Source organism: Pseudoalteromonas sp. ESRF-bin5 (assembly GCF_002632075.1).
Lineage (GTDB): Bacteria > Pseudomonadota > Gammaproteobacteria > Enterobacterales > Alteromonadaceae > Pseudoalteromonas > Pseudoalteromonas marina.
The window spans coordinates 1-2,519 of the sequence record NZ_NTLW01000089.1; the positions used below are offsets into that span (position 1 = coordinate 1).

The following is a 2,519-nucleotide window of genomic DNA, read 5'->3' on the forward strand; positions in this document are numbered from 1 at the left end:
AACAGGTGGAATACAGTTCATGTTACCCGCTACCGGCTCAACGATAATACAGGCAATTTCGTCAGCGTATTTTTCAAAAATAGCTTTCACTTCTTCAATGTTATTAAACGATACTGTTAATGTGTGTTTAGCAAAGTCTTCAGGAATACCTGGTGAATTAGGCACGCCCATAGTTAAAGCACCTGAGCCCGCTTTAACTAAAAGTGAGTCGGCATGGCCGTGGTAACAGCCTTCAAATTTAAGAATTTTGTCACGATTAGTAAAACCACGTGCTAGGCGAATTGCGCTCATGGTTGCTTCGGTACCTGAGCTAACCATGCGTACTTTTTCTATTGACGGTACAAGCGCTTTTACCTTCTCAGCCATTAAAATTTCAGCTTCAGTTGGCGCGCCATAGCTAAGGCCGTTTTCAACTGCTTCATGAACCGCTTGTTTTATAGCAGGGTGATTGTGGCCCATGATCATTGGGCCCCACGAACCTACGTAATCGATATAACGATTACCGTCAGCATCAAAGGTGAATGCACCTTCTGCTTTTGTGATAAATAATGGTGTGCCACCTACGCCATTAAAAGCGCGCACTGGTGAGTTTACGCCACCAGGAATAGAGGTTTGAGCGCGTTCAAATAAGTCTTGGCTAATTGTCATGAAAAATCCTATAAATTGTCACTTAAAAAAGGGTTAGCTGTCGCGTTTGCGGCTAAACCAAGGCACGTCTACTTCATATTGCTCAACTTTGTTTTCTACGCCGAGTGTTAAAGCAAACAGTGCCATACGAATTAATACGCCGTTTTGTACTTGGCGAAATATAGCTAAATTGTCGTTGCTGTTTAAGTCGTTATCAAGCTCATTAGCTTCAGTACGACTATCACGAGGAAGCGGATGCATTAGCACTGAATTAGGCTTACAGTGTGCATTATAAATTGACTGGCTAATTCTAAATCCGCCACGGTATTTATTTGCTTCTTCTTGAGATGGAAAGCGTTCTTCTTGAATACGTGTTTGATACACGATATCGGCCGCTAAGTTACCTTCCATTTTGTTCACTAGTTCTATTTTATGGCCAGCATTTTCTACTGCATCTAAAATACTGGTTGGCATTTGCAAGCCATCGGGTGCCACCATTGAAAATTTAACGTTTTTGTAATGGCACAATAGTTTTGATAACGAATGAACAGTACGACCGTATTTTAAATCGCCAACCAAAGCGATGTGCATACCATCAATGTTTTGATCAAAGCGGTGTAACTCACGTTCTATAGTAAGTAAATCTAGCAGTGCTTGAGTGGGGTGTTCATTTGGGCCGTCACCGCCATTAATTACAGGTACGGTACAGCCTTCGGCAAATTCACTCACCGAGCCTGCGTCTGGGTGGCGCATAGCAACCGCATCTGCATAAGCTGAAATAACACGCGCTGTATCGTATAAAGATTCACCTTTAGCAAGAGCTGAACTTTGCATGCCTGTTGTTTCACGCACGCCTCCACCAAGCAGGTTAAACGCGGTTCCAAAACTAACGCGCGTACGTGTGCTGGGTTCAAAAAACAAATTAGCTAAAATGGCGCCCTCAAGCACCGTTGTTTGCTTTTGCTTTTTAGCATAAGGCTCCATCTTTTTTGCTACTGCAAAAATACGTTCAATGCAGTCTCTGTCTAACTGATTAACAGACAGAATATGTTCACCTTGGAAACTTAACATGGGGTTATTCCTAGTTTTTCAAAAGGGCGCGATAATCCATAATATGGGGCACGCAATCGCGCATATTAGATTTTAAGTCGTGTGTAATTAATACGGTATTTTTTATACCAAATAGCTCAAAGGCTCGGCTTAATCACTGCCAGTGCAACTATAATAAGTAATGCAATAACAGGTAATTCATTAAAAATTCGGTAAAAACGATCTGTTTTAGTATTTCTGTCGTGTTTAAAGTCGGCTAGTAATTTAAAGCAGTACGCGTGGTATAAATATAAAATTATAACTAGCACTAGTTTATAGTGCAGCCACATACTGTATTTAAACCATTCACGGCCATATTCCACAATCGTTAGTACACCAAAAACAGCCGTTAAAATAGCAAATGGCGTTACAAAATAAAGGAGCCTGCGTTCCATTACTTTTAGCATAGAGTTACATGCACGCTCTTGGCTCATTGCGTGGTAAACAAATAACCGTGGTAAGTAAAAAATGCCTGCAAACCATGCAATCATAAAAAATATATGCAGCGTTTTATAAATCAGTAATGCGCTCATAATAACCCTTATTATTTATAGTAAGCTGTTACGAATGGTTAAAATATGATGAATTTGATCCCAACGTAACAGTCCCATTATTTGTTGATTATCTAACAGGTTGTATACATATAAAGCGCCACTGCGCTTATCTTTTAGTATATCAAAGGCATCAGCTAACGTTGCTTGACTGCTAATACCTTGTAAGTTTACATAGTTCAGGTTGATTGCTTGATCAGACATTAAGCTTAAATCGTATTCTGCAAGTCGATACCCGTTTTCTTCGTCAAA

3 protein-coding genes and 1 pseudogene are annotated in these 2,519 nt (G+C 40.3%); all 4 read right to left on the reverse strand.

What is annotated here, in order from left to right:
* Positions 1-648: aminotransferase class III-fold pyridoxal phosphate-dependent enzyme (locus BCG07_RS04400; protein WP_286888886.1), on the reverse strand; the 648-nt coding region annotated here is incomplete at its 3' end.
* 33 nt (positions 649-681) lie between these two features.
* Positions 682-1,698: an aspartate carbamoyltransferase gene (locus tag BCG07_RS04405; RefSeq protein WP_006791507.1), complete on the reverse strand. Its 1,017-nt coding sequence runs from the start codon at positions 1,696-1,698 to the stop codon at positions 682-684.
* Positions 1,699-1,814: 116 nt separating this feature from the next.
* Complete coding sequence (locus BCG07_RS04410) at positions 1,815-2,249, reverse strand: CopD family protein (RefSeq protein WP_006791506.1); 435 nt, start codon at positions 2,247-2,249, stop codon at positions 1,815-1,817.
* 15 nt (positions 2,250-2,264) lie between these two features.
* A pseudogene (locus BCG07_RS04415) lies at positions 2,265-2,519 on the reverse strand (chloride channel protein); the annotation flags it as partial.

What these genes read in the sequence shown, in the direction of transcription:
- BCG07_RS04410 (WP_006791506.1), bottom strand. Translation starts at nt 2,249, where the DNA reads ATGAGCGCATTACTGATTTATAAAACGCTGCATATATTTTTTATGATT.
- BCG07_RS04405 (WP_006791507.1), bottom strand. Translation starts at nt 1,698, where the DNA reads ATGTTAAGTTTCCAAGGTGAACATATTCTGTCTGTTAATCAGTTAGAC.